The sequence below is a fragment of the Streptomyces globisporus genome, assembly GCF_003501885.1.
GTDB classification, from domain to species: Bacteria; Actinomycetota; Actinomycetes; order Streptomycetales; family Streptomycetaceae; genus Streptomyces; species Streptomyces globisporus_D.
This window is the reverse complement of record NZ_QWFA01000052.1, coordinates 25,209-50,035: the sequence shown is the minus strand read 5'-3', so window position 1 is coordinate 50,035 and position 24,827 is coordinate 25,209. Positions and strand designations below refer to the sequence as shown.

Sequence of the window (24,827 nt, the reverse complement as noted above, 5' to 3'; positions counted from 1 at the left end):
GGCGGTGGTGGTGTCGGAGCGGCCGGTGTCCTTGTCCTCGCCGGGGGGGGCGGGGGAGGAGGGACTGGAGCGGCGCGACTTCCTCGTCCATGGCGTCGAAGACGGAGGTGACCTCGTCGCGGACGTCGGTGAGCTGGACGGGCAGCCGGTCGCGGAGGCTGCTCCAGGTGTCGCGGTGCGAGCGGGAGAAGGTGTCCAGGGTCTGGATGGGGCCGATCGCTCCGTCGCGCTGGTAGGCGGAGCGGAGCAGGCGGTGGCCCTCGGAGGCGTCGTGGGACATGCCGTTGAGTGCGCGTCTGACGGCGCCGAGGGATTCGTGGTCCAGGGTGCCGGAGCGGCCGCGCTCCATGAGTCTGCGGGCCTCGCTGAGCCGGGTGGAGGCCTGGTCGAGATAGGCCTCGCCGCGGTCGGCGTCGCCCTTGGCCATGCCGAGGCTGATGTCCTCCATCCCGCGCTTGAGCCCGTACAGCGAATCACCGGGGAGGGCGTCGGAGCTGGCGGCGGCCACTCCGCCGAAGGCTCCCGCGGCGACGCCGACGGTGAGCCCGCCGGCGGTGAGCCCCTTCGCCCAGCGGGAGCGGGGTCGCAGTTTCCGCAGTGGGGAGGCCCGGTGGGCCCCCTTGCCCCGTTGCACGGGCACCGTAGGGCCCGTGGACGCGCCGCCCTCGGCGAACATGGCCTCCATGGCGGCGACGAGCTGGGCTCGCTGCACCACTTTGACCTCGGGGTCCAACTGCGGCTTCGGTAGCTCACCGAGGCCGTTCGCCAGGGCCAACAGCGGTCCGCGGTCGGCCTGGTCGGCCGGCTCAGCGGGCTCTGCGGCCGCCGCACCCTGGGGGGTCTGCTCCTCCAGGGCCTGGGCGAAGGCGTTCGCCCGCCGGTGTGCCGAAACGTTTGCGATCACTGGCGGCACCTCCTCTCGTCATGACGGTCGACTCCCCTGGCGGTCCGGAAGGTTGCCCACCTTGAGCGTTTCCACTCGATGGAGTGAGCGGAGCCGGACAGGTGGTGACGACAGGGGGCCTGCAACCGGCACAACGACGCGCGCGGCACTTGGGTTACGCACGAAAGATGATCGGACCAGTGCGTGACGGGACGGTCACGCAGGGGTCAATCGACAGGGGGTCGGTAGGGGCGACAGGGGGCGTCAGCGGGCGTCGTCCGGCAGGAGTCGGGCGAGCGTCCGCACGGCTCGGTACTGGAGGGTCTTGATCGCGCCCTCGTTCTTGCCCATCACCCGGGCGGTCTCGGCGACCGAGAGGCCCTGGAGGAACCGCAGGGTGACGCACTCCTGCTGCTGGGGGTTGAGTCGCCGGACGGCCTGGAGCAGTGCGGCGTTGGAGAGGGACTCCAGGACGGAGTCCTCGGGGCTGCGCGCCACCTCGTTGGCGTCGAGCATTTCGCCGGTGGTCACTTCCAGTCGGAAACGACTGGATTTGAAGTGGTCGGCGACCAGGTTGCGAGCGATCGTGACCAGCCAGGCGCCGAAGTCGCGGCCCTGCCAGGTGAACGTGGAGATACGGCGCAGCGCGCGGAGGAAGGTCTCGCTGGTGAGGTCCTCCGCGGTCGCCTTGCCGCCCACGCGGTAGTAGATGTACCGGTACACGGTGTCGCTGTACTGGTCGTACAGGCGGCCGAAGGCGTCCGCCTCGCCGGCCTGCGCGCGCTCGACGAGATCCATCATGCGTGCGCTGTCGCTGTCGGCCGTGGGGCGGCGGACGGTCGACGTGGTGGTCGAGGCGGCGCGGGTGCTGCGTCTTCCGACCGCCGCACTGCGTTCGGCCAGGGCGTAGCAAGGGCCGGCAGGTGCAGGGGTGGCAAATGCGGGGACGGCGTACGCGGTGGGGACGAAGCCGCGCAAGCGGTCAATGACCGATGCACGCAGCGTAGCCAGGCCCGAGGCGTCAACCCCGACGTGTGGGTACACGGGACTCCCAGAGGCAGAGCTTCCATCACGAGCAGTTCGAAAATCGTCACCCGTGGTAGCGAGTGACGGTCTCCGTGATGCGTCTGAGGAGAATAACGCTTCGTGCAGGCAGCGCTACACCCAGTTGTCTAAATCACCGGTTCCGTCGCTTCTCTTATCGCTAAGTGACGCATCAAGTAGCACATGGTGACCGTTTATTGATCGGATTACTTCGTGATCTGCCTATGGGGGCGACGTGTTGTGGCCGTGCGTCGGTGATCCGGCTGGCCGGAGGGGGCGTCGGCGGTTGCGGCGAAACGGCTTTCGATCGGCCGTGCGGCTTCGGGCGTGGCTGCACCCCGTGACCGGACGGGGCGGGCGGCACGGGGCGCGACGGGATGAAGGGAGTGGGTCAGCGGCGGCGGCGGTGCAGGGCGACCGCTGCGGCCGTGCCGCCCGCGAGCGCGCCGACCCCGGCGGCGGCCGGGATGCCGACCTTGGCCGCCTTGCGGCCGGTGCGGTAGTCGCGCAGCCGCCAGTCGCGGGCCCGGGCGTACTTGCGGAGCTTGGTGTCCGGGTTGATCGCGTAGGGGTGGCCGACCAGCGAGAGCATCGGGATGTCGTTGTGCGAGTCGCTGTAGGCGGCGCAGCGGTCCAGGTCGAGGTCCTCGGCGGCGGCCAGGGCGCGGACGGCCTCGGCCTTGGCGGGGCCGTGGAGCGGTTCGCCGACCAGGCGGCCGGTGTAGACGCCGTCGACCGATTCGGCGACGGTGCCGAGCGCTCCGGTCAGGCCGAGGCGGCGGGCGATGATGGTGGCGGTCTCCACGGGCGCGGCGGTGACCAGCCAGACCTTCTGCCCGGCGTCCAGGTGGGCCTGGGCCAGGGCGCGGGTGCCGGGCCAGATGCGGTCGGCCATGTACTCGTCGTAGATCTCCTCGCCGATGGACATCAGCTCGGAGACGCGGTGGCCCTTGACGATGGACAGGGCGCTGTCGCGGGCGTCCTGCATGTGTTCGGGGTCCTCGACGCCGGCCAGCCGGAACCACGCCTGTTGCCAGGCGAACCGGGTGAGTTCGCGGCGCTCGAAGAACTTGCGTTTGTACAGGCCGCGGCCGAAGTGGAAGATCGCGGCGCCCTGCATCACGGTGTTGTCGAGGTCGAAGAAGGCGGCGGCGCGGACGTCCCCGGCGACCGGGAACGCGGGCTCCTCGGGCGCCTCGTCGGAGGTCCCGGTCAGGAGGGCGGCGTCGTCGTCGGCGGCCGAGGTCTTGCGCGCGGCCTCGGCGGCGGCCTCGCCTGCCAGGACACTGCGCGCAGTCGCGGAGCGCCTACGGGGGGTGAGCCATCCAAGAGCGGCCATGCGGTGAGCATAGCCAGTCCGTCCGTACCTGCCCGACCTGCCGTGATGCGGTGGCGTGAACGCTTCGGGGCGGAATGGTGAATCGGTCGATTCCGGACGGTCCGCGGCCGGGGTGCGCGGGCCCGGAACCGGGGCGTGGCGGGCGCAGAATGGAGGCATGAGTCCTCTGCTGCGACGTATGAAGAAGAAGCCCGCCGAGCGTTTGGTCACGCTGGTCGGGAAGCCGGGCTGCCATCTGTGCGAGGACGCGCGGGCGGTGGTGAGCGCGGTCTGCGCGGAGACCGGTGCGTCGTGGGTGGAGAAGGACATCACCGAGGACGAGGAGCTGTACAAGGAGTACTGGGAGCAGATTCCGGTGGTGCTGATCGATGACGAGCAGCACACGTTCTGGCGCGTGGACCCGGCGAGGCTGCGCAAGGCGCTGGGTGCGGACGCGAAACCCGGTTAACATTGCGGGCGTTTTGAGTAGCCTCGGGGGCGTAGTTGTGAGGAGTGTGTTCCGCTTTGCCCCCTTCGAGGCTGCAACGGGCCGTTGCGGTCCCTGGTTCCGGGATCGCGCGGGAAATGCGCGTGACCCCGGTCACTTTGACCGGACAAAACGGACACAATCTTTGTGCACGCGTTCACAAAGACATAGCCTGCATTCGACGGGGCGGTCTTGGGACATACGGCCGCCTGCAGCCCCGCTCATCCCGCAGGAGCACCGTGGCAACTGGCCGAACACACCGACCGGCGACCCGTAGCCGAGGAATTCCCGAGGCCACCGTCGCCCGACTTCCGTTGTATCTGCGCGCCCTCACCGCGCTCTCCGAGCGATCGGTCCCCACGGTCTCCTCCGAGGAGCTGGCCACGGCGGCCGGCGTCAACTCGGCGAAGCTGCGCAAGGACTTCAGCTACCTGGGCTCCTACGGCACCCGGGGTGTCGGATACGACGTCGAGTATCTCGTCTACCAGATCTCCCGTGAGCTCGGGCTCACCCAGGACTGGCCGGTCGCGATCGTCGGTATCGGTAACCTCGGCGCGGCCCTCGCCAACTACGGCGGTTTCGCCTCCCGCGGCTTCCGCGTCGCGGCGCTGATCGACGCCGATCCCGCCATGGCCGGTACGCCGGTGGCCGGGATCGCCGTTCAGCACACGGACGACCTCGACCGGATCATCAGCGAGAACGGCGTGTCCATCGGTGTGATCACCACCCCGCCCGGTGCGGCTCAGCAGGTCTGCGACCGGCTCGTCGCCGCCGGTGTGACCTCCATCCTGAACTTCGCGCCGACCGTCCTGTCGGTGCCCGAGGGCGTCGACGTACGCAAGGTCGACCTCTCCATCGAGCTCCAGATCCTCGCGTTCCACGAGCAGCGCAAGGCAGGCGAGGACGCCACCGCCGAGGACGAGGGCGCGCCCCCGATGCGCGCCACGCCCGCCGGCCGAAAAGGACCCGACGGGGACATGCCCGCCGTGATGCCCGCATGAGCCTCCTCGTCGTCGGACTGAGCCACCGCAGCGCCCCCGTCTCCGTACTGGAGCGGGCGTCCCTCGCTGCCGACACCCAGGCCAAGCTGCTCCAGGACACCCTCGCCGCGGAACCCGCGACCGAGGCCGCCGTGCTGGCCACCTGCAACCGCATCGAGCTGTACGCGGACGTGGACAAGTTCCACGCGGGCGTCGCCGAGCTCTCCACGCTGCTCGCCCAGCACAGCGGCGTCGGTCTCGAGGAGCTCACTCCGTATCTCTATGTGCACTACGAGGACCGGGCCGTCCACCACCTGTTCTCGGTGGCCTGCGGGCTCGACTCGATGGTCGTCGGCGAGGGCCAGATCCTCGGCCAGATCAAGGACGCGCTCGCGCGCGGCCAGGAGCTGCACACCGCGGGACGGCTGCTGAACGACCTCTTCCAGCAGGCCCTGCGGGTCGGCAAGCGCGCCCACAGCGAGACCGGGATCGACCGGGCCGGGCAGTCGCTCGTCACCTTCGGGCTCCAGCAGCTCGCCGCCGGGGCCGACCCCGCCCTGTGGGCCGGGGGCAAGCGCGCCCTGGTCATCGGCGCCGGCTCGATGTCCTCGCTGGCCGCCGCGACCCTCGCCCGGACCGGAGTCGCCGAGATCGTCGTCGCCAACCGGACCCGCGCCCGCGCGGACCGCCTGGTGGAGATCCTCCAGCAGGGCGACGACACCGCCGTGCGCGCCCGCGCCGTCGAGATGTCCGCGGTGGGCGACGAACTGACACGTGCCGACATCGTCGTCTCCTGCACCGGTTCCACCGGCCTCGTGCTCACGGCCGACGCCCTCGCCGACGCCTTGGGCGTGACCCTGGACGCCGCGCCCGAGGCGCCGGCGGTCACCGCCCACGCCCCCGCCCCGGACGACGTCGACCAGCACGCCGCCTGGGTGGAGAACGGTTCCGCCGCCTCCGCCGCGCACGCGGGTCCGGCGACGCCGCGCCGGGTCACCGTGCCCGCGCAGTCCACCGGTCCGGTCCGGCTCGCCCTGCTCGACCTCGCCATGCCGCGTGACATCGACGGCGCCGCCCATCGCATCGACGGGGTGCGCCTCGTCGACATCGAGTCGCTCGCCGAGGCGTCCGCCGACGCCCCGATGGCCGCCGACGTGGACCGGGTCCGCACGATCGTCTCCGACGAGGTGGCCGCCTTCGGCGCCGCTCAGCGCGCCGCGCACGTCGCTCCGACCGTGGTCGCCCTGCGCACGATGGCCGCCGACGTGGTCGCCGGCGAGATCGCCCGGCTGGACGGCCGCCTCCCCGACCTGGACGAGAAGCAGCGCGCCGAGATCACCCAGACCGTGCGCCGCGTCGTCGACAAGCTCCTGCACGCGCCCACCGTGCGGGTCAAGCAGCTCGCCAGCGAGCCCGGCGGCGCCGGGTACGCGGACGCGCTGCGAGAACTCTTCGACCTCGACCCGCAGACGGTGGCCGCCGTCTCCCGGGCCGACCTGAACGACCCGAATAGAGGGCGGTCATGACCGACAACTCATCGCCGGACGCGCGGGGCGCCGCGCCGCTCCGGCTGGGCACCCGGCGCTCCAAGCTCGCCATGGCCCAGTCCGGGCTCGTCGCCGAGGCGGTCCGCGAGGTGACCGGGCGCGCCGTCGAGCTCGTCGAGATCACCACGTACGGGGACACCTCCCGCGAGCACCTGGCGCAGATCGGCGGCACCGGCGTCTTCGTCGCCGCCCTGCGCGAGGCGCTCGCGCGCGGCGAGGTGGACTTCGCCGTCCACTCGCTCAAGGACCTGCCGACCAGCCAGCCCGACGACCTCGTGCTGGCCGCCGTGCCGCAGCGCGAGGACCCGAGGGACGCGCTCGTCGCCCGGGACGGGCTGACCTTCGAGCAGCTGCCCGACGGCGCCCGCATCGGCACCGGTTCGCCGCGCCGCATGGCGCAGCTCAACGCGTACGCCCGTTCCCACGGACTGCGGATCGAGACCGTCCCCATCCGGGGCAACGTCGACACGCGGATCGGGTTCGTGCGTGACGGCAAGCTCGACGCGGTGGTCCTCGCCGCCGCCGGGCTGAGCCGTCTCGGCCGGAGCGGTGAGGTGACCGACTTCCTGCCGGTCGACACCGTCCTGCCCGCTCCCGGCCAGGGAGCACTGGCGATCGAGTGCGCCGCGTCCAGCGCCGACCTCGCCGCCGCCCTCGCCGAGCTCGACGACCCGTACACCCGGGTCGCCGTGACCGCCGAGCGCGCCCTGCTCGCCGCCCTGGAGGCCGGCTGCTCCGCACCTGTGGGTGCGCTGGCCGACGTCCTGGCCGACGGGCAGGTTGTCAACGAACTGCGCCTGCGCGGAGTCGTCGGTTCCACCGACGGTTCCTCGCTCGTACAGCTGTCCACCACCGGTCCCGTCCCCACGTCGCACGACGACGCGGCGGCCCTCGGTCGCGAACTCGCGTCCGAGATGCTCGCCAAGGGTGCGGCCGGTCTTATGGGGGAGCGAGCACTTTGAGCCCCACCGGCCCCGCCGCATCCGACTTTCCGGTCCTGTCCGCCCAAGGCCAGGTCACCTTCCTCGGCGCCGGTCCCGGCGACCCGGGACTGCTGACTCTGCGCGCTGTCGAAGCGCTCGCGAGCGCGGACGTCCTTGTCGCCGAGCCCGATGTGCTCGACGTCGTTCGCAGCCATGCGCGGGAAGGCGTGAGCACGCCTGAGCTGACGCTTGTTGACGTCTCGTCAACAAGCGTCGGTGTACCCGTTCTCAGGGATGCGGCCAATCTTGTCATGGAGGCCGCGAAGGGCGGCAGGCGGGTGGTCCGTGCCGTCGCGGGCGATCCGGGTCTGGACGGCGACGCGGGCGCGGAGATGCTCGCCTGCGCCGCCGCCGGGGTGCCCTTCGAGGTGGTCCCGGGCATCGCGAACGCCGTCGGCGTGCCCGCGTACGCCGGGGTGCCGCTGCGCGACGCGCAGGGCGCGGACGTCCGCTTCGTCGACGCCCGTACGGCCTCCGACCGGTGCTGGAGCGAGGTCGGCGCGAGCGACGCCACCGCTGTGGTCTCCACCACGCTGGACGCGGTCGCGGCCGCCGCCGGTGAGCTCGTCTCGGCGGGCCGCAAGCCCGACACCCCGCTCACCGTGACGATCGCGGGCACCACCACCCGCCAGCGCACCTGGACGGCGACCCTCGGGACGATCGCCCAGACCCTCAAGCAGGCCAAGGTGCTCCCCTCGCCCGAGGGCCACCGGCCGGTCATAGCCGTGGTCGGGGAGCGCAGCTCCGCCGCCCAGCGCGATCAGCTCGCGTGGTTCGAGTCCAAGCCGCTGTTCGGCTGGCGGGTGCTCGTCCCGCGGACCAAGGAGCAGGCCGCGTCGCTCTCCGACCAGCTGCGTTCCTACGGTGCGGTGCCGCACGAGGTCCCGACGATCGCCGTCGAGCCGCCGCGTACGCCCCAGCAGATGGAGCGCGCGGTCAAGGGCCTGGTGACCGGACGCTACGAGTGGATCGCCTTCACCAGCGTGAACGCCGTCAAGGCGGTCCGGGAGAAGTTCGAGGAGTACGGTCTCGACGCCCGGGCCTTCGCCGGGATCAAGGTCGCCGCCGTCGGCGAGCAGACCGCGGCCGCGCTGATCGACTTCGGCGTCAAGCCGGACCTGGTGCCCTCCGGCGAGCAGTCCGCCGCCGGGCTGCTGGAGGACTGGCCGCCCTACGACCCGGTCTTCGACCCGATCGACCGGGTGTTCCTGCCGCGCGCCGACATCGCCACCGAGACCCTGGTGGCCGGGCTCATCGAGCTGGGCTGGGAGGTCGACGACGTCACCGCGTACCGCACGGTCCGCGCCTCGCCGCCGCCGGCCGACACCCGTGAGGCGATCAAGGGCGGCGGCTTCGACGCGGTCCTGTTCACCTCGTCCTCGACGGTGCGCAACCTGGTCGGCATCGCGGGCAAGCCGCACAACGTGACCGTCATCGCGTGTATCGGCCCGGCCACCGCGAAGACCGCCGAGGAGCACGGCCTGCGCGTGGACGTGCTGTCCCCGGAGCCGTCGGTGCACAAGCTCGCCGAGGCGCTCGCCGCCTTCGGCGCGCAGCGCCGGGACGCGGCGAAGGAGGCCGGCGACCCGGTGACCCGGCCGAGCGAGCGGCGCCCGGGTGCGCGCAGGCGCCGGACGACGACGTAACGGCGGTACGAAAGTGAGGGGGCCCGGTCGCTTCGGCGGCCGGGCCCGCCGCCTTTCCCGGCACCCGTGTCGGTAAGACCGCGCTGCGTACGGGTCTATCGTCGAAGGATGACTGCGTACGCAAACTTCCCCGGCTCCCGCCCCCGGCGGCTGCGGACGACCCCGACCATGCGGCGGATGGTCGCCGAGACACGGCTCGACCCCGCGAACCTGATCCTCCCGGCGTTCGTCCGGGAGGGCATCGACGCCCCGGTCGCCGTCTCTGCCATGCCCGGCGTGCACCAGCACACCCTGGACACCCTGCGGAAGGCGGCCGTCGAGGCGGTGGAGGCCGGGGTCTCGGGGATCATGCTCTTCGGGGTGCCGGAGGACGGGAAGAAGGACGCCCGGGGCACGGTGGGCACCGACCCGGACGGGATCCTCCAGCTCGGTCTGCGCGCGGTCCGCGAGGAGGTCGGTGACGACCTGGTCATCATGTCGGACCTGTGCCTGGACGAGTTCACCGACCACGGCCACTGCGGGGTCCTGACGGACGACGGCCGGGTGGACAACGACGCGACGCTGGAGCGGTACGCGGAGATGGCCCAGGTCCAGGCGGACGCCGGGGCCCATGTGGTGGGCCCCAGCGGCATGATGGACGGTCAGGTCGGCGTGATCCGGGACGCCCTGGACCAGACCGGCCACGAGGACGTGTCGATCCTCGCCTACACCGTGAAGTACAGCTCCGCCTTCTACGGCCCCTTCCGCGAGGCCGTCGGCTCCTCGCTGACCGGTGACCGCAAGACCTACCAGCAGGACCCGGCCAACGCCCGCGAGTCGCTGCGGGAGCTGGCGCTGGACCTGGCGGAGGGTGCGGACATGGTCATGGTGAAGCCCGCCGGACCGTATCTGGACATCCTCGCCAAGGTCGCGGAGTCCGTGGACGTGCCGGTCGCGGCGTACCAGATCAGCGGCGAGTACGCGATGATCGAGGCCGCCGCCGAGAAGGGCTGGATCGACCGGGACCAGGCGATTCTGGAGAGCCTGACCGGGATCCGGCGGGCCGGGGCGCAGATGATCCTCACCTACTGGGCGACCGAGGCGGCCCGGTGGCTCGGACACGGCAGGGGCTGAGCCACCGCGTGATCACGGCCCACCGGCTCCGGTCTCCTGGAGCCGGTGGGCCTCTTTGATGGAGAAGCGGGCGCTGTCCCGGACGAGGGGGTCCTCGTCGGCCCGCGCGGTGGTGTCCAGGACCGTGGCGACGACCGGGTCGTCGGTGTAGGGCGCCAGTGACATCGCCGCGTACTGCCGGACCAGGTCCTCCGCCGGATCCCGCAGCGCGGTGAGCAGGGCGCGGCCTGCTTCGTGGCGCAGAGCGGGGTCGGCCGGGGGCCACAGGCGCAGGACGGTGGCGCTCTCCACCCGGGCGAGGTCGTATTCGCCCGGGTCCGCGACGACCGAGACGAGGAACGGCAGCGCCTGCGTGTTGTCGTCCAACTCGGTGATGATCTCGCGCTTGCGGTCGCTGCCTGCGGGCAGCGCACGGAATTCGGCTATCAGGCGCTCTGCGGCTTCGGCCGCGGAAGCGGCTTCCGTCGTGGTCGTGAGGTTCGTGTCGTTCATGGGGGTGGACACTTTCTGTCAGGGCCAGTCGACCAGTGCCATGAATGCTACGAAAGTGACCACGACGGTGGCAGGTGCGGCCAGGGCCAGGCCCACGCGGCGGGCGGCGTGGCGGAGCTGGTGCGGAACAGCCCAGCTCGCGATCAGCACGGCCAGGGCGATGAGCAGGCCGATCCACAGGACGGTCCAGGCGGTGGTGAAGCTCGCGTCGAAGCGGTCGGCCGCCGCGCCGTTGCAGGAGTCGCACGCCATGGGCGTGAGCCCGCCGATGAACAGGGCGATGAGCCCGAGCGGCAGGGTCACGACCGTGGAGATCAGCGGGGCGACCCACGCGCGGCGGTCGGGTGCGTGCGCGGGGCCGGCCGCCGGGGTGCTGCCGGTTCCACTGTCGCCGTCGTGGCTGTTCTCGCTCATGCGGTCGAGTCAACCGCGAGGGGCCGCCGCCCGCATGAGTACGAGGGCTCAGTCCGCGGCGGTCCTGTCGGCGCGGGCCTCCAGCCAGGCGCGTGCGGCGTTCACCTCGCCTTCCGTGAGGGCCGGGCGGACCTGGTCCGGGTAGCGCGTGACGCAGTGCTCGCGGGCCGCCTTCATCCCGATCGCGCGGGCCTCGGCGGAGAGGGCGGGGTCGTCGGCCACCTCCTGGGCGCGGTGCCACCAGCTGTGGCTGCGCGGGTCGATCGCGTAGTGCCACAGCGGCTGGGCGGGGTCGGCCACCCCGATCAGGACGCGGTGCAGGACGTACGGGCGGATGCCCGGCTCCCCGATCAGCTTCTCCGCGACGTGCAGCGGGTGGGTGCCGTCCAGGCGCGCGCGGAGCAGCACCCATGTCATCAGGTGCCCTGTGTCGTGACCGCCGGAGACGATGAACTCCCACAGCTCGGCGGCCTTCGCCTCGTCGGGTGCACCGAGGTGGGTGAGCAGCCGGACCGGGTCCTTCCAGAGCGGCTTGGGCTTCGCCCACCAGGCCAGCAGGTCGTCGGCGGCCGGGTGTTCCAGGTCGAGGGCGAGGCAGGTCAGGGTGGTCAGCGGGTGGCGCCACTCGGTGTACGTGGTGCGGTACTGCTTGGTCAGCTCCTTCTTCCAACGGGGGAGGAGGGCGACCAGGTCCGCTTCGGTGGCTCTGCCGTGGGCGTAGAGCAGTTCGAGGCAGAAGGCGATGCCCTGGACGCCGGTGGTCGGGTCGGTGAGCCGGTCGTGCAGCCACCGGACGTCGCCGGGGGAGAGGGCGCGGTAGCGGTGGTAGATGTCGCCGAGGCGGCCCTCGTAGCCCGTGAGGTCGGGGCCGGTGCCCGCGAGGAGGTCGTCGCGGGCGGTCTCGTAGCGGTCGACGGCGGCCAGCGCCTCGGTCGCTTCGGCGACGTCGGTGAGGCGGCCGGCCGCTTCGCGCACGCGGTCGGCCGTGTCCGTCGCGGCCTTCGCGGCGGCGACCCGCAGCGGGCGGGGCAGGCGGTTGTCCGTGGCGAACCGGACGGTGGCGAGGAGGAGCGGGAAGGACCCGTCGGCGGTGGGCGGGCGGAGGGTGCGGCGGTCGTCCGTGACGGCTTCCCGCAGCGCGTTCAGGAGGCCGGTCTGCGCGGCCACGGGCGCGGTGTGCGCCGTCAGCTCCTCGGAGAGCGCGGCGGCGGCGCGCACCGGGTCAGGTTCGCGCAGGGCGTGGTGGGCGCGGAACCAGCAGCGCACGGCACCGTCGTCACCGGTCAGCGCCACCGTACGCAGCAGCTCCAGCGAGCGCGGCGAAGGGTACGCGGCGAGGGCGTACGACGCAGTGGCGCCCAGCTCGGCGGCCACCTCCCAGGAATCCGGGTGCTTCTGGCGCAGCAGTGCGAGGAGCACGGAACGCCATCCGCGCCAGGTCGCGAGCCGTCCGGCGTACCTCTCCCGCCAGGCGGACAGCAGTCGTGCCGTCTCGTCCGGGGTCAGGGCCTGCCGGTGCTCCAGCGGGGCGGCGAAGCGGACGGCCTCGGCCAGGTCCACGGGGCCCGACAGCCGGTCGTGGAGCCAGCGTTCCTCGGCGGCGGTCAGCGGGTCGTACTCCACGGACCGGGTGGTCCGGCTGCGCGGTGCGTCGAGGCGGGCGAGGAACTGGCGTACGCCCGCGGTGTCTTCGGGTTCGGGCAGCCCGTCGGCGTCCGTCGCCGTGACCCGGTCCAGCTGGAAGGCGCCCTGGGGGCCGCCGTTGACGATCCGGTAGCCGGGCGGGCCGTCGCCGAGGCCTGCGGCGACGGTGGCGTGGTCGCCGCCCCAGTGCAGGTACAGCACACCCTGGAGGTCGCCCGAGCGGGCGAAGGCGTCGTGGGACTGCCAGTGCCAGTACGCGAAGGAGGCGGTCTCGGGGATGCCCCGGGCCGCGAACAGCTCGGCGGCGTCCGCGTGGCCGTCGGACTGGGTGTAGCGGCCACGGGTCGGCGGCGGCAGGGCGACGAACGTGTCACCGCCCAGGGTGCGCCACCACGCCTTGATCCTGCTGAGGTCCGTTGTCAGTCCCACCAGAACGACCACGCTTCCTGGTTGAGCACGGCCTTCTCGGCGTAGGCGTCGAGGTCGTGCGGCGGGGCCTGGTCGATGTTGTCCGGGCAGAAGGCGTAGTGCTCGGCGGCCAGGGTGCGGGCCTCCTCGATGGTCGCGGGCGGGCGGCCCACGGAGACGATCATCGTGTCGAAGCCGAGCACCACGACCCGGGCGTCGAAGCGGTCCTCCCAGGAACGGAGCACCGAGCAGAGCCGGGCCACGTCGTTCTCGTGGTTCATCGGGCCCGACCAGCCGATCGCCGCCGGTATGTCGGCGCTGCGGCGGGCCGGGACGAGGGCGATGCGTGCTCCGCCGAGCCACTCGTCGGCGTCGGCGGCGATGACGCCCGCGAGGCCCGCGGCCGCCGTGTCCGCGTCCTCGGCCGCCTCCCGGGCGGGGACGGGCGCGAGTCCGGGCCAGGACGAGCCGGTGCCCGGGGCGCCCTCGTCGGGTTCGTCGGCTGCCGCGCCGTCGCCGGTCTCGTCGTCAGCGTCGCCCGCGTGGTCGACGTGGTCCGCCCAGTACCCCGCGAGGACCTCCTCGGCTTCGTGGTCGCCGGGATACGACGCGTCGTCCGGGCAGAGGTCCCAGTCCTCGGGCCACTGGTCGCGCCGGCCGCCTGTGACCAGCACGGGCAGCAGCCCGAGCCGCCGACCGGCCGCCCGCAGGTCCGGCCAGTCGCGCGGGGACGCCGGGCCGTCCGCGTGCCAGAGCAGCGGTTCGTGCCAGGGGCCGTCCGGCGTGGCGTCCACCAGGGAGCCGGGCGGGAGGACCAGGCCGAAGGAGGCCGGATCGGGCAGAGGATTCGGGAGCGTCGCCATGACGGGGAGCCTAGGCGGCGGCACTGACAACGGAGCGGGGCGGTGGCCTGTGATGCCGGACGGTCCCGATGGCCCGGGCGGTCACGTGCCGGGGGAACCGCCGTCGCACGGGCCCGCCGGGTCGCCCGGGAGCAGCGGGCGCATGAAGGTGCGCTCGTAGCGCAGCACGCAGCCGCTCTCGTCGCGGATGCGGTCCGCCTCGATGAACTCCGGGTCCCGGCCGAACAGTTTCCGGTACTCCTCGTACGCGGCCAGGCTCGGGAAGCTGAACAGGGCCAGGGCCTCGTCGCTCGCGCCCTCCGCCGGGAGGAAGTAGCCGTGGTGCGTGCCGCCGTGGGTCTGCACCAGCTCCATCCAGCGGGTGCCGAACCGCTCGAAGGCCGCGATCTTCTTCGGGTCGATGGTGTACCGCACGACGCAGGTGATCATGTGCCCAGGCTAGGGCGCTTTCCGTGCGCCGACGCCTGTCCCGGGAGGGCTCATTTCCCGCCGGACCGGGTGTCGGGGACGTATCGTCGAGCCCCGTTGCGCGCCGCCCGGTCACCGTCGACCGGGCCGATCCGGCAGGAGCCGCCGTGAACAGGATCGTCACGTCCATCTCGCTCTCCCTCGACGGATTCTTCGAAGGGCCCGACCACGACATCGACTGGCACACCGTCGACGAGGAGCTGCACCAGCACTTCAACGACTACTTCCGGACCATGGGCGGCTTCGTCGAGGGGCGCGTCACCTACGAGCTGATGGAGGAGTTCTGGCCGACCGCCGATCAGGACCCGGCCAACGAAGGCCCGATGGCCGAATTCGCGGGGATCTGGCGGGACATGCCGAAGTTCGTCTTCTCGCGCACGCTGGAGAACGTGGGGCCGAACGCGACCCTGCTGCACGAGGTCGACCCCGAGCAGGTGCGCGGTCTGCGGGACGCCGCGTCGGGGGACCTGGCGGTCGGCGGGGCGGATCTGCTGGAGTCGTTCCGGCGGGCCGATCTGATCGACGAGTACCGGATCTACGTCCATCCCCTCATCCTCGGCCGGGGCCGCCCCTTCTTCCGGGACTCCGAGGAGCGGCAGCGGCTCCGGCTGCTGGAGACCCGGACCTTCGGCAACGGGGTCGCGATGCTCCGTTACGAGACGGTCCGGGTCTGACCGACACGGCGAGGCGTCAGGGGGGTACTCAGAACATCAGGGCGTTCTCGACGTCCGACTGCCAGTAGGTGACGAAGCCCCGGCTGTCCGTGTAGGTCTCCGCGGGGAGCTTCAGCGTGGCCTCGCCCTTGGACGTGTTGTTCTTGCCGACCATGATCACGCCGAGGTTGTCGCTCTTCACCGGCGCGTCCTCACCGGGCTCGCCGAGCAGTCCGATGCCCGCGTACGCCTCCTCGCCGGGGGAGAGCACGACGACCGCCTGGGGCTTGCTGTCGTCGAGGATCGGGTACACCGCCTGCGCGTCGTCGAAGCGGAGGAACGGCGCGTGGTACGCGGCACAGTCCTTGGAGCCGGTGTTGGTCACCGTGAGCAGCAGGTGGTTGATCGGGCGGCTCACCGAGGAGACCTTCACCGTGGAGTTCTTGGGCGTGCAGGCCGGGATCGACGCCACCGCCCCGGGCTTCTTGCTCTGGTTGTCGCCGTTGCCGTTGCCGCCCGCGTGCTTCCCCCCGGCGGGCACGGTCTGCGTCTCGGGCGTACCGGCCTCCGGGGCTCCGGACCGGGCCTTTCCGTCGGTGCTCGTCGCCGCGGGGCTCGCCGTCTCGGCGGAGCCGGCGGGCTTGGTCCCCATGGCCTTGTCGTCGCCGCCGCAGGCGGTGAGCGAGAGGGCGGCCGCGAGAGCGGTGGCGGCGAGGGCGGTGGTGCGGATGCGGTTGGTGCGCATGTCGGTGGTACTCCCCGTACTCGGTTGATCTGCGGTCCTGCTGTGGTCTGTTCCGAGCTTGGGGGGTGGCGGAATCCAGCCGCAACGCCTGCCGAACCATTGGGGAAGCTGGAACGTCTACGCATACGGTGACCTGCGGGAATTCCGCGTCCCTGGAACGCCGTTCCGGGACGCACGAGGAAGGGGAACGCCGTCGTGGCGACGCCGGAGGCCGTGGAGTTCGCGGCTCTGCTGAAGGATCTGAAGGACCGTTCGGGGCGCAGCTACGGTGTGCTGGCGGGAAAGCTGCACGTCAGTACGTCGACCCTCCACCGGTACTGCAACGGGGACGCCGTGCCGAACGAGTTCGCCCCGGTGGAACGGTTCGCGCGGGTGTGCGGGGCGTCGGGCGACGAGCTGGTGGAGGTGCACCGGCGGTGGATCGTGGCGGATGCGGCCCGGCGGCGGCCCCCTGCGGCGGCTGCGAATACGACGGCGACGGCGACCGCGGCTGCGGCTGCCTCTGCGGCTGTGTCCGCTGATGTGCCTGACGCCCCGTCCGACGCCGTGCCTGCCGCCGTTCCTGATGGCGTGGAGGCCGGTGAGCCGCCGGAGTCGGCCGAGCTGACCACGCCGTCCGCGCCGGCCGTGACGTCAGCCGGGGTCCGCAGCGGCGATCGGCCGGGACCGGGCTCCCGTTGGGCCCGGCTCTCCCGGCGTACGCGGGTGCTCATCGCCGCCGCCGGGGTCGCCGCGCTCCTCGTCCCCACCACCGTCGTCGCCGTCGAGCTCGCAGGGTCGGGCAAGGAGGGCGGCGGGAGCGCCGCGGACCGGGTGGAGGACGCGGGCGGAGGGCTTGCCGCCGCTCCGGAGGGCTCCGCCTCGGCCACGCCCCGGCCTTCCATGAGTGCGAGTTCGGCCAATCCTTCGGCGAGCGCCTCCGCGTCCCCGTCGGGGCAGCCGTCCGGGAAGCCCTCTGCGGGCGCGGGCGCCGGGCAGTCCCGGAACGGGGGCGGTGGTGGCGGCGCCGGTACGGGCCTCGGCGCTCCGCCGACCGTCAGCATCTCCTCGTACAACTGGGAAGAACCCTGCGGCCAGCACTACCTGGTGAACCGGGGGCCCGACGAGCTCGACCCGCCGCCCGCGCCGCAGGACCGGCGCGGCTGGGCGGAGTCGTACGGCGGGGTCGAGGGCGGGAACACGCGGCTCCAGCTCACCGTGCAGGGGACCTCGCGCGAGGCGGTCGTCCTGAAGGGGATGAACGTCCGCGTCGTGTCCCGCAAGGCACCGCTGCCCTGGTCGGCGTACCTGATGGGCAACGGGTGCGGCAGCGGGATCACGCCCCAGACCTTCGCCTCCAACCTCGACGCCGGGCACCCCACCCTCCGGGCGGTGCCGGGGACGCAGGGGGACATCGAGGTTCCGGCGGTGGACTTCCCGTACAAGGTGTCGTCCGAGGACGTGGAGGTCTTCAACCTGGAGATGAAGGCCGTGAGCCACGACGTCAGCTGGTACCTGGAGCTGGAGTGGAGCAGCGGCGGCAAGGAGGGGACGCTGCGGATCGACGACCGGGGGAAGCCGTTCCGGCTGAGCGGGATGAAGGGGCGCCCCGAGTACGTGCACGGCGGCCAGGGCTACGGCTGGGAGCGCGCCGGTCAGCCCTGACGGTGCCGACTTGACCCTCACGTTGCGTGAGGCTGCAAGGTCGAGTCCATGAGCGACCACTACAACGCGTTCGAGATGAGTCCCGTACCCGCCCCCGGCCCGGACGCGGTTCCTCCGGAGCCGTTCCGCGGCATCTACGGAATGCCCGCTTTCGTGACGATCCCCACCAGCGATCTGGCGGCGTCGGTGGACTTCTGGATTCAGGGGCTCGGGTTCTTCGAGCTGTTCAGCGTCCCCGGCACGGTGGTGCATCTGCGCCGGTGGGCGTTCCAGGACGTCCTCCTCGTCGCGGCGGAGAGCGTTCCGGAGCAGCCACCGGCGATGGGCTTCAGCTTCGCGGGCGTACTCAGTCAGGTCGAATCCCTCGCCGAGGCCTGCCGTGCGCTGCGCCCGGACTCGGTCGACGGTCCCCGGGACACCGCCTGGAACACCCGCGACGTGGAGGTGATCACACCGGAGAACGCGCGGGTCGTCTTCACCGCGGCCAAGCCCTTCGACCCGGCGAGCCAGGAGGCGCGGAACCTTGAAGCCATGGGCATCACCCCACCCGACGACGGCAGCGCCGACAATGAGAGGCATGCCTGACACCACGGACGCCGACGGCCTGACCGTCGGTCAGGTCTCGGCGCGTCTGGGAGTGACCGTCCGCGCGCTGCACCACTGGGACGAGACCGGTCTGGCGCGGCCGTCGCTGCGCACGGCTGCCGGATACCGGCTCTACACCACCGGTGATCTGGAACGCCTGCACCGCATCGTCGTCTACCGTGAGCTCGGTCTCGGCCTGGACAGGATCCGGACCGTCCTGGACGACACGACCACGGACGTGCTCGGAGCGCTGCGCGCGCAGCGCACCCAGGTCGCCGAACGGATCGACCGCCTCCAGCAGCTCGGCGCCGGCCTCGACCGGATGATCGAGGCCCACGAGCGCGGCCCGCTGCTGACGCGCGACCAGCAGGCCGCGATCTTCGGCCCCGGGTGGGACCCGGACGGTCCGGCCCGGGCCCGCCGGCGCTACGGGGACACGACGCAGTGGCGGCAGTACGCCGAACGCTCGGCCGCGCGCAGCCCGGAGGAGTGGCAGGCCGTCGCCGACGACATCGCCGGCCTCGACCGCGCCCTGGGGGAGGCGATGGACGCCGGCGTCGCACCCGGCAGCCCGGAGGCGAACCGGCTCGTCGAGCGGCACCGCGAGGTCTTCGCCGCGTACTTCCCCCTCACCCGGCAGATGCAGGTCTGCCTCGGCCGCATGTACGAGGCCGATCCGGGGTTCGCCGCCCACTACGACGGCATCCGCGTCGGCCTCGCCACGTGGTTCCGCCGCATCGTCGACGCGGACGCGCGGGCCCACGGCATCGACCCCGACACCGCGACCTGGGACGGGGGCCGGTAGGGGCGGTACGGAGGGTGTCGCCGGTGTTCGCCGCCCGGGAGTACAGTCTGCGGGGCCCCGGCAGCCGCGGCGCCGTACGACGGCGGCGTACGGCCGCCCCGTCCCCGTCCCACCAGGTGACCCATGTCCGCCACTGCTGCCGAAGCCACCGACCGACCGGCCCCGGAAGACCGACCGGCCCTGGACGACCGCACCTGCGAGGAGCGGTCCCTGCGGCTCAGACGCAGGCTGGAGCGGCTGATCGGCATCGCCGCCACCGAGGGGAACGCCCTCGTCCCGCTCCGCAACGGCGACGCGATCTTCGGCGCGATGCTGGAGGCGATCCGGGGCGCGGAGCACACCGTGGACCTGATGACGTTCGTCTACTGGCGGGGTGACATAGCGCTCACGTTCGCCGAGGCTCTGGCCGACCGCGCCCGGGCCGGGGTCCGGGTGCGGCTCATGCTCGACGGGTTCGGGTCGCGGCTGATCGAGCAGGACCAGCTGGACCTGATGGACCGGGCCGGGGTCACCGTCACCTGGTTCCGCAAGCCCCTCTACCTCTCGCCGCTCAAGCAGAACCACCGCTGTCACCGCAAGGTCCTCGTCGTCGACGAGCGGACCGCCTTCACCGGCGGTGTCGGGATAGCCGAGGAATGGTGCGGCGACGCCCGCAACGAGCACGAGTGGCGCGACACCCACGTCCAGGTCACCGGGCCCGCCGTCGACGGACTGGCCGCCGCGTTCGCCCAGAACTGGGCCGAGTGCCACGACGAGCTGTTCGACGACCGCGACCGGTTCGTCACCGAGGAGCACCACGGCGACTCCGTCGTCCAGGTGGTGCGCGGCTCCGCCTCCTTCGGCTGGCAGGACATGCAGACCCTGATCCGGGTCGTCCTGGAGTCCGCCGAGGAGCGGATCCGCCTCACCACGGCCTATTTCGCCCCCGACGCCTACTTCACCGAGCTGCTGTGCGCCGCCGCCCGGCGCGGCGTGGAGGTCGAGATCCTGCTGCCGGGGCCGTACACCGACAAGCGCGTCTGCCAGCTCGCCGGGCAGCGCTACTACGAGGACCTGACCGCCTGCGGCGTGAAGATCCACCAGTACCAGCCGACGATGATGCACACCAAGACCCTGACCGTCGACCGGGTCGCCTCGCTCATCGGCTCCACCAACTTCAACCGGCGCTCCCTCGACCACGACGAGGAAGTGATGCTCGCCGTCCTCGACCGGGACTTCACCGCCACCCTCGACGGCCACTTCGAGGAGGACCGCGAGAAGAGCGTGCTGATCGAGCGCGGCCGGTGGAAGCGCCGCGATCTCCTCCAGCGGGCCAAGGAAGCGGCCGTCGTGCCCATCCGCCGCTTCCTCTGAGAACCGGGGCCTCGGGGGCGTGCTCGCGCCGTCACCGGGCAGGCGGGAAGGACGACCGTCGTCCGCCATCGCCATGTGAAGGGCAGGGCCCATGAGCGCCACCGCCGAGACCTCGCCGGCACCGTCCGCCGCGGTGATCACCGAACCTCTGCCCGACCTGCAGCTCCAGCTGCTCATCCAGCTCCTGGATGAGGACCCGCGCTCCAGCCTGCCCCTCACCCTCACGCACCCCGGCGGCCTCCTGCACGGCGACGTCATCGGGCACGAGCAGTGGAAGGCCGAGTGGGCCAGGAGCCTGCGCCAGGTCGAGGGCGAGGGCGCCAACCTGCTCGCCGAGTTCCCCGAGACGGTCGACCAGGGCGTACGGGAACTGCGCGCGGAGGAGGACGCGTCGGGGACGGCCCGGCTGCCCCGCTGGATCCATCTGCGGGACGTCACCCTCGTCTCCGGGGCCATGACACCCGTCTCCCTGCCGCTGTGGCGCGGACGCCTCTCCGATGTGTCGGGGTGGGCGTTGGGCCGCCCGCAGTAGCCGGCCGGCCGACTCCTAGAGTTGCGGCATGACCACAGAGAACGGCTTGGCCACCGGAACCCCGGACTCGTCCGTCACCTTCATCAACGTCTTCGAGATAGCCGCCGACGAACTCGACGCTTTCGTCGACAAGTGGGAACAGCGAGCCCGCCTCATGCGGGACAAGCCGGGCTTCATCGACTCCCGGATGCACCGGGCCCGCTCATCGGACTCCCGCTTCCAGCTCGTCAACGTCTCCCACTGGCGGAGCCAGGAGGCGTGGGAGGCAGCCACCGCCGACCCCGAGTTCTCCTCACGGACCCGGGCCGCGCGCGAGGAGACGAAGCAGCCGATCACACCGAACCCGGCCGTCTACGACGTCGTCGTGGAGCTCACCGCACCCTAGGGCCTGTACGCGACCGGCCCCGGCACCTGCGGAACAGGTGACGGGGCCGATGTGCGTACGGCGGGACGGCCGGTGCCGTCAGAGCCGCTCGGGCGTCCGGATGCCCAGCAGCGCCATCCCCCGGTGCAGGGTCCGGGCGGTCAGCTCGACCAGGAAGAGCCGGTTCTCGACGACCTCCGGGGCGTTGTCCGGGCTGAGCACCTGGCACTGGTCGTAGAACGTGGTCAGGTGCGACGCCAGCTGGTAGAGGTACGCGGCCAGCTTGTGCGGCTCGTAGCCCGCGGCCACCTCGGAGAGCACCTCGCCGAACTGGTCCAGATGCAGGCCGAGCGCCCGCTCCGCCGGGGCCAGCGCCAGCTCCGGGTGGGCGGCCGGAACCGCGTCCCCGGCCTTGCGCAGGATCGACTGGATCCGCGCGTACGCGTACTGGAGGTACACCGAGGTGTCGCCGTTGAGCGACACCATCTGGTCCAGGTCGAACTTGTAGTCCCGCACGGCGGAGGTCGACAGGTCCGCGTACTTCACGGCGCCGACGCCGACGTACCGGCCGTTCTCGACGATCTCCTCCTCGGACAGGCCCACCTTCTCGGCCTTCTCCCGGACGACCGCGGTGGCCCGCTCGACCGCCTCGTCGAGCAGGTCCTCCAGCCGGACCGTCTCGCCCTCACGGGTCTTGAACGGCTTGCCGTCCTTGCCGAGGACCGTGCCGAAGGCGAGCTGCACGGCCTTGACGCCGTCGCTCAGCCAGCCGGCCCGCCGGGCCGTCTCGAAGACCATCTTGAAGTGCAGCGACTGCCGGGCGTCCACCACGTACAGCAGGGTGTCGGCCTTGAGGTCCTGGACCCGGTTGCGGATCGCGGAGAGGTCGGTCGCCGCGTAGCCGTAACCGCCGTTCGTCTTCTTCACGATGAGCGGGACCTTGTTGCCGTCCGGGCCCTTCACATCGTCGAAGAACACGCACAGCGCACCCTCGGAGCGGACGGCGACACCCGTCTCCTCCAGGATCCGGCAGGTCTCCTCCAGCATGTCGTTGTAGCCGGACTCACCGACGATGTCGGGGTCGCGGACCTCCATGTCGAGCTTGTCGAACACCGAGTAGAAGTAGATCTTCGACTCGTCGACGAAGCCCTGCCACAGCTCCAGCGTCTCCGGGTCGCCGGCCTGGAGCGCCACCACCCGGTCCCGGGACCGGGCCTTGAACTCCTCGTCGGAGTCGAACAGGACCCGCGACTCCTTGTAGACCCGGTTCAGCGTCGACATCGCCGCCTCACCGTCCGTGGCCCCGCCCTCGTGCTTCAGGGCGCCCGGGTGCTCGATCAGATACTGGATGAGCATGCCGAACTGGGTGCCCCAGTCGCCGATGTGGTGCCGCCGGACGACGTCCTCGCCGGTGAACTCCAGGATCCGGACCATCGCGTCGCCGATGACCGCCGACCGCAGGTGGCCGACGTGCATCTCCTTGGCCACGTTCGGCTGGGCGTAGTCGATGACCGTCTTCCCGGCGTCCGCGGCCACCGGCACGCCGAGGCGGCCCTCGGCGTCGGCGGCCCGGGCGGCCAGCGTCTCGACGATCGCCTTGTCCGCGAGCGTGATGTTGAGGAAGCCGGGGCCGGAGACCTCGATGTCCTTGATCAGCTCACCGGCCGGGAGGGCCCCGGTGACCTGGCCGGCCAGCTCCCGGGGGTTGCCCTTGAGCTTCTTGGCGAGCGCCAGGATGCCGTTGGCCTGGAAGTCGGCCCGGTCGCTTCGGCGCAGCAGCGGGTCCGCGGTGCCGGCATCCGGCAGGGCTGCCGTCAGGGCGTCCGCCAGCTGCTGCTGGAGCGTGGAAGCGAGGGAAGGGACCGAGGCCATGGTCTGGCTGCCGTTTCCGTAGGGGTACAGGGGATCGGTCCAGTATCCCACGGGGTGTAAAGCCGTTTTCGCGCTGCGGGGGGTAGCTGGGAGAATGGTCGGTAACCCACTGGGACCGACAGAACGAGAGAAGGACGTGCCGACCGTGGCCGAGAGTCAGACCAGCACCGAGACCGACTGGGTCTCCCGCTTCGCGGACGATGTCATCGCCGAATCGGAGCGTCGTGCGCCTGGCAAACCGGTCGTCGTCGCCTCGGGCCTCTCGCCCTCGGGCCCGATCCACCTGGGCAACCTCCGCGAGGTCATGACGCCGCACCTGGTCGCCGACGAGATCCGCCGCCGCGGGTACACCGTGCGCCACCTGATCTCCTGGGACGACTACGACCGCTACCGCAAGGTCCCGGAGGGCATCCCGGGGGTCGACAAGGCGACCTGGACCGAGCACATCGGCAAGCCGCTGACCTCGGTGCCCGCCCCGCCCGGCTCCGCGTACCCGAACTGGGCCGAGCACTTCAAGGCCGCCATGACGGCGGCCCTGGACGAGCTGGGCGTCGAGTACGACGGAATCAGCCAGACGGAGCAGTACACCGCCGGCACCTACCGCGAGCAGATCCTGCACGCGATGAAGCACCGCGCCGACATCGACGCCGTCCTCGACCGCTACCGGACCAAGAAGGACCCGGCGGCCCAGGGCAAGGGCGGCAAGAAGCCGCAGCAGCAGAAGAAGGTCGACGAGGCCGAGCTGGAGGCCGCCGAGGGCTCCGGCGCCGCCGACGAGGACGACGGCAGCGGCAACAGCGCCGGCTACTTCCCGTACAAGCCCTACTGCGGCAACTGCGAGAAGGACCTCACCGTCGTCACCTCCTACGACGACGACACCACCGAGCTGAACTACACCTGCTCGGCGTGCGGCTTCGCCGAAACGGTCCGGCTCAGCGAGTTCAACCGCGGCAAGCTGGTCTGGAAGGTCGACTGGCCGATGCGCTGGGCCTACGAAGGCGTGATCTTCGAGCCCAGCGGCGTCGACCACTCCTCGCCCGGCTCCTCCTTCGTCGTCGGCGGCCAGATCGTTCGCGAGGTCTTCGACGGCGTGCAGCCCATCGGGCCGATGTACGCCTTCGTCGGCATCTCCGGCATGGCCAAGATGTCCAGCAGCAAGGGCGGGGTCCCCACCCCGGCCGACGCGCTGAAGATCATGGAGGCGCCGCTGCTGCGCTGGCTCTACGCCCGCCGCAAGCCCAACCAGTCGTTCAAGATCGCCTTCGACCAGGAGATCCAGCGGCTGTACGACGAGTGGGACTCGCTGGGCCGCAAGGTCGCCGACGGCACGGTGCTGCCCGCCGCCGCCGCCGCGTACTCCCGGGCCGTCCGCACGGCCGCCGGGGAGCTTCCGAGCACCCGGCGCCCGCTCCCGTACCGGACGCTCGCCTCGGTCACCGACATCACCGCCGGCGCCGAGGACCAGTCGCTGCGCATCCTCAGCGAGCTCGACCCGGACAACCCGCTGACCTCGCTGGACGAGGCGCGCCCGCGCCTCGACCGGGCCGAGAACTGGATCACCACCCAGGTCCCGGCCGAGGCCCGCACCATCGTCCGGGACGAGCCCGACAAGGAGCTCCTCGGCTCGCTCGACGACCAGGGCCGTGAGTCCCTGCGCCTCCTCCTGGAGGGCCTGGACACGCACTGGTCGCTGGACGGCCTCACCACGCTCGTCTACGGCGTGCCGAAGGTGCTGGCCGGCCTGGAGCCGGACGCCAAGCCGACGCCCGAGCTGAAGGCCGCGCAACGGTCCTTCTTCGCGCTGCTCTACCGCCTCCTCGTCAGCCGTGACACGGGCCCGCGCCTGCCCACGCTGCTGCTCGCGGTGGGGGCGGACCGGGTGCGCAGGCTGCTGGGCGCGTAACACCCGGCCCATGACGGAGGGCCGCCGCCCGGGAATCCCTCCCGGGCGGCGGCCCTTTCGCCGTTGTCGTACGTCTGTGCC

At 71.8% G+C, this 24,827-nt stretch carries 23 protein-coding genes and 1 pseudogene; 14 read left to right on the top strand and 10 right to left on the bottom strand.

Annotated elements, in window-relative coordinates; all coding sequences use genetic code 11:
* The 3 genes and pseudogenes from D3105_RS12405 to D3105_RS12395 form a co-directional block, all read right to left on the bottom strand.
* A pseudogene (locus D3105_RS12405) lies at positions 1 to 904 on the bottom strand (DUF5667 domain-containing protein); the annotation flags it as partial.
* Between the two features lie 243 nt (positions 905 to 1,147).
* Positions 1,148 to 1,927 (bottom strand): ECF subfamily RNA polymerase sigma factor, BldN family, encoded by a 780-nt coding sequence (locus tag D3105_RS12400; RefSeq protein ID WP_032766607.1) that lies wholly within the window; start codon positions 1,925 to 1,927, stop codon positions 1,148 to 1,150.
* Positions 1,928 to 2,318: 391 nt separating this feature from the next.
* Complete coding sequence (locus D3105_RS12395; RefSeq protein WP_118903312.1) at positions 2,319 to 3,266, bottom strand: HAD family hydrolase; 948 nt, start codon at positions 3,264 to 3,266, stop codon at positions 2,319 to 2,321.
* A 157-nt stretch (positions 3,267 to 3,423) separates the two neighbouring features.
* On the opposite strand from D3105_RS12395, the gene D3105_RS12390 reads away from it, so the two are divergent.
* The 6 genes from D3105_RS12390 (at position 3,424) to hemB (ending at position 10,001) form a co-directional block, all read left to right on the top strand.
* Positions 3,424 to 3,714: a glutaredoxin family protein gene (locus tag D3105_RS12390; protein ID WP_118903311.1), complete on the top strand. Its 291-nt coding sequence runs from the start codon at positions 3,424 to 3,426 to the stop codon at positions 3,712 to 3,714.
* 257 nt (positions 3,715 to 3,971) lie between these two features.
* Positions 3,972 to 4,733: a redox-sensing transcriptional repressor Rex gene (locus D3105_RS12385; protein ID WP_006125458.1), complete on the top strand. Its 762-nt coding sequence runs from the start codon at positions 3,972 to 3,974 to the stop codon at positions 4,731 to 4,733.
* Complete coding sequence (locus D3105_RS12380; RefSeq protein WP_118903309.1) at positions 4,730 to 6,238, top strand: glutamyl-tRNA reductase; 1,509 nt, start codon at positions 4,730 to 4,732, stop codon at positions 6,236 to 6,238. Before D3105_RS12385 ends, D3105_RS12380 begins: the two co-directional genes overlap by 4 nt.
* Complete coding sequence (gene hemC / locus D3105_RS12375; RefSeq protein ID WP_118903307.1) at positions 6,235 to 7,221, top strand: hydroxymethylbilane synthase; 987 nt, start codon at positions 6,235 to 6,237, stop codon at positions 7,219 to 7,221. Before D3105_RS12380 ends, hemC begins: the two co-directional genes overlap by 4 nt.
* A complete protein-coding gene (locus tag D3105_RS12370; protein ID WP_118903305.1) occupies positions 7,218 to 8,888 on the top strand; it encodes a uroporphyrinogen-III synthase in 1,671 nt (556 codons plus the stop codon). Before hemC ends, D3105_RS12370 begins: the two co-directional genes overlap by 4 nt.
* Before the next feature lie 108 nt (positions 8,889 to 8,996).
* Positions 8,997 to 10,001 carry a porphobilinogen synthase gene (gene hemB / locus D3105_RS12365; protein ID WP_118903303.1) on the top strand — a complete coding sequence of 335 codons (1,005 nt, stop codon included), beginning with the start codon at positions 8,997 to 8,999 and terminating at the stop codon, positions 9,999 to 10,001.
* Between the two features lie 12 nt (positions 10,002 to 10,013).
* On the opposite strand, the gene D3105_RS12360 is transcribed toward hemB, so the two are convergent.
* The 5 genes from D3105_RS12360 to D3105_RS12340 all read right to left on the bottom strand — a co-directional run bounded on the left by D3105_RS12360 (position 10,014) and on the right by D3105_RS12340 (position 14,251).
* Positions 10,014 to 10,493 carry a hypothetical protein gene (locus tag D3105_RS12360; RefSeq protein ID WP_030710912.1) on the bottom strand — a complete coding sequence of 160 codons (480 nt, stop codon included), beginning with the start codon at positions 10,491 to 10,493 and terminating at the stop codon, positions 10,014 to 10,016.
* Positions 10,494 to 10,511: 18 nt separating this feature from the next.
* Positions 10,512 to 10,907 carry a hypothetical protein gene (locus D3105_RS12355; protein ID WP_206272717.1) on the bottom strand — a complete coding sequence of 132 codons (396 nt, stop codon included), beginning with the start codon at positions 10,905 to 10,907 and terminating at the stop codon, positions 10,512 to 10,514.
* Positions 10,908 to 10,955: 48 nt separating this feature from the next.
* Positions 10,956 to 12,992, bottom strand: coding sequence for a hypothetical protein (locus tag D3105_RS12350; protein ID WP_425315736.1), 2,037 nt, complete (start codon positions 12,990 to 12,992; stop codon positions 10,956 to 10,958).
* Complete coding sequence (locus D3105_RS12345) at positions 12,971 to 13,822, bottom strand: DUF4253 domain-containing protein (RefSeq protein ID WP_118903301.1); 852 nt, start codon at positions 13,820 to 13,822, stop codon at positions 12,971 to 12,973. Before D3105_RS12345 ends, D3105_RS12350 begins: the two co-directional genes overlap by 22 nt.
* A gap of 81 nt (positions 13,823 to 13,903) precedes the next feature.
* The gene (locus tag D3105_RS12340; RefSeq protein ID WP_118903299.1) at positions 13,904 to 14,251 is read right to left on the bottom strand and encodes an NIPSNAP family protein; all 348 of its coding nucleotides are present in this window, start codon (positions 14,249 to 14,251) and stop codon (positions 13,904 to 13,906) included.
* Between the two features lie 146 nt (positions 14,252 to 14,397).
* Here D3105_RS12340 and D3105_RS12335 point away from each other — a divergent pair, with 146 nt between their 5' ends.
* A complete protein-coding gene (locus D3105_RS12335) occupies positions 14,398 to 14,964 on the top strand; it encodes a dihydrofolate reductase family protein (protein ID WP_118903297.1) in 567 nt (188 codons plus the stop codon).
* Between the two features lie 28 nt (positions 14,965 to 14,992).
* On the opposite strand, the gene D3105_RS12330 is transcribed toward D3105_RS12335, so the two are convergent.
* Complete coding sequence (locus D3105_RS12330; RefSeq protein ID WP_118903295.1) at positions 14,993 to 15,688, bottom strand: DUF4232 domain-containing protein; 696 nt, start codon at positions 15,686 to 15,688, stop codon at positions 14,993 to 14,995.
* A 195-nt stretch (positions 15,689 to 15,883) separates the two neighbouring features.
* On the opposite strand from D3105_RS12330, the gene D3105_RS12325 reads away from it, so the two are divergent.
* The 6 genes from D3105_RS12325 to D3105_RS12300 all read left to right on the top strand — a co-directional run bounded on the left by D3105_RS12325 (position 15,884) and on the right by D3105_RS12300 (position 20,992).
* Positions 15,884 to 17,332: a transcriptional regulator gene (locus D3105_RS12325; protein WP_118903293.1), complete on the top strand. Its 1,449-nt coding sequence runs from the start codon at positions 15,884 to 15,886 to the stop codon at positions 17,330 to 17,332.
* 48 nt (positions 17,333 to 17,380) lie between these two features.
* Positions 17,381 to 17,917, top strand: coding sequence for a VOC family protein (locus D3105_RS12320; protein ID WP_118903291.1), 537 nt, complete (start codon positions 17,381 to 17,383; stop codon positions 17,915 to 17,917).
* Positions 17,910 to 18,722: a MerR family transcriptional regulator gene (locus D3105_RS12315; RefSeq protein WP_118903290.1), complete on the top strand. Its 813-nt coding sequence runs from the start codon at positions 17,910 to 17,912 to the stop codon at positions 18,720 to 18,722. The genes D3105_RS12320 and D3105_RS12315 overlap by 8 nt, the downstream gene beginning before the upstream one ends.
* Positions 18,723 to 18,845: 123 nt before the next feature.
* Positions 18,846 to 20,075: a phospholipase D-like domain-containing protein gene (locus D3105_RS12310; RefSeq protein WP_118903288.1), complete on the top strand. Its 1,230-nt coding sequence runs from the start codon at positions 18,846 to 18,848 to the stop codon at positions 20,073 to 20,075.
* Between the two features lie 91 nt (positions 20,076 to 20,166).
* Positions 20,167 to 20,607 carry a hypothetical protein gene (locus D3105_RS12305; protein ID WP_118903286.1) on the top strand — a complete coding sequence of 147 codons (441 nt, stop codon included), beginning with the start codon at positions 20,167 to 20,169 and terminating at the stop codon, positions 20,605 to 20,607.
* Positions 20,608 to 20,635: 28 nt separating this feature from the next.
* Positions 20,636 to 20,992 carry an antibiotic biosynthesis monooxygenase family protein gene (locus D3105_RS12300; protein ID WP_118903284.1) on the top strand — a complete coding sequence of 119 codons (357 nt, stop codon included), beginning with the start codon at positions 20,636 to 20,638 and terminating at the stop codon, positions 20,990 to 20,992.
* 78 nt (positions 20,993 to 21,070) lie between these two features.
* Here the strand turns inward: D3105_RS12300 and argS are convergent, their stop codons facing one another.
* Complete coding sequence (argS, locus tag D3105_RS12295) at positions 21,071 to 22,843, bottom strand: arginine--tRNA ligase (RefSeq protein WP_118903318.1); 1,773 nt, start codon at positions 22,841 to 22,843, stop codon at positions 21,071 to 21,073.
* 136 nt (positions 22,844 to 22,979) lie between these two features.
* Here argS and lysS point away from each other — a divergent pair, with 136 nt between their 5' ends.
* The gene (lysS, locus tag D3105_RS12290) at positions 22,980 to 24,746 is read left to right on the top strand and encodes a lysine--tRNA ligase (RefSeq protein WP_118903282.1); all 1,767 of its coding nucleotides are present in this window, start codon (positions 22,980 to 22,982) and stop codon (positions 24,744 to 24,746) included.
* Positions 24,747 to 24,827 lie beyond the last annotated feature (81 nt).